1 protein-coding gene is annotated in these 1500 nt (G+C 59.2%); it reads right to left on the bottom strand.

Features of this window, described 5'->3' with window-relative positions; translation table 11 throughout:
• On the bottom strand, positions 1-1500 hold a 1500-nt coding region (locus VF673_RS14970), incomplete at both ends, for a YDG domain-containing protein (RefSeq protein ID WP_440292519.1).

Here is a 1500-nt window from a genome sequence, read left to right as displayed (position 1 = left end):
CTACGGCATTGATCAGGTCGATGACCTTGGCGGTGATGTCGGCGGTCGCCGTGGCAGGTCCGCTCAGGGTGTAGTTGCTTGCATCTGCGCCGGAGAGAGCGCCGTTCACAGTCACGGACTTGCCGGTGCCTGCGTTTTTGTTATCGAACGCACCATTAACAGCCAGTTGCAGGTCATCACCTGAAATCACGCCATCCAACTCGGCGGTGACATCGGCATCGGTGGTGCCGTTGTACTCGCGGTTTTGCGCCACGGCGTTGATCAGGTCGATGACTTTGGCAGTGATGTCGGCGGTGGTTGTTACCGGGCCATTCAGGGTGTAGTTGCCCGCATCGGCGCCGGTCAGTGAACCTGTGACGGTCACATCTTTTCCGGTTCCCGCGTTTTTGTTATCGAACAAACCGCTCAGCGCAACGTCGAGATCATCACCAGTGATCACGCCGTCCAGGTCCGCGATCACGTTGGCACCGGTGGTGCCGTCGTAGACTCTGTTTTGGGCTATCGCATTAATCAGGTTGATGACTTTGGCGGTGATGGTCAGTGTGCCGTTTTCGACCTTAATGTCGTAGCCTTGCTGGTGGGAGTGGAGGCCGACCAGTGACAGTGTGTGCTCGCCCGCGTTGCGGCCACCGCCGGTAACATCGGTGCTGCCCAATAGCAGGTTGCTATCGTAAAGGACATCGGCGCTCCAGCCGCCGTTGCCGGTTTGCTCAGCACCGTTATAGGTAACGGTGTCGTCATCCACCGTGACGGTCAGGGCGGTGAGGAAGCTGCGTAGCAGCGGAGTGCTGTGGCTCTCGTAGATACGCCAGACGCTACTGGTGCCACCTTCGGAGTCTATGTCCCAACCGGTGAAGGTGTCCCGGTTCATCAGCTCAGCCAAGGTGCGGCCTGTGCCGTAGTCGCTGTGGGTGTGATCCCCGGTGATACTGTTGTTATCGCTGTTGGTGGTGGCGTAAAAGCTGTTGGTGATAGTGCCGTCCGCCTGATAACCGACCAGGCCGCCGACAGAGCTGTTTCCATTCACCGCACCGGTGGCATAGGACTGGTGGCTGATACCGCCGTTCCACTGAAAACCGACCAGGCCGCCGACAGCGTAATTGCCATTCACCGCACCGGAGGCATAGGCCTGGCTGATACTGCCGCCACTCTGAGCACCGACTAGGCCGCCGACAAAGCCGGTTCCATTCACTGCACCGGCGGCATAGGACTGGCTGATACTGGCGTCATTCTGAAGACCGACCAGGCTGCCGACCCATTCATGCCCTGTCACCACACCGGTGGCATAGGACTGGCTAATGGTGCCGTCCCGCTGAAAACCGACCAGGCCGCCGACACCGCTCTGCCCGGTAATATCACTATTTTCCAGCCCCACATGGCGCAGGGTGGCGGTATCGGTGTGGCCAAACAGCCCTACATAGTTGGTAGTCCCGCGGTCAATAAACAGATCGCTGATCACATGGCCCAGGCCATCGAAGGTGCCAGTGAAGCGGTTGCTGA

Source organism: Halopseudomonas sp. Lyrl_26, from assembly GCF_051948695.1.
Classification (GTDB): Bacteria; Pseudomonadota; Gammaproteobacteria; order Pseudomonadales; family Pseudomonadaceae; genus Halopseudomonas; species Halopseudomonas formosensis.
This window is presented reverse-complemented; position numbering and strand designations above follow the sequence as displayed.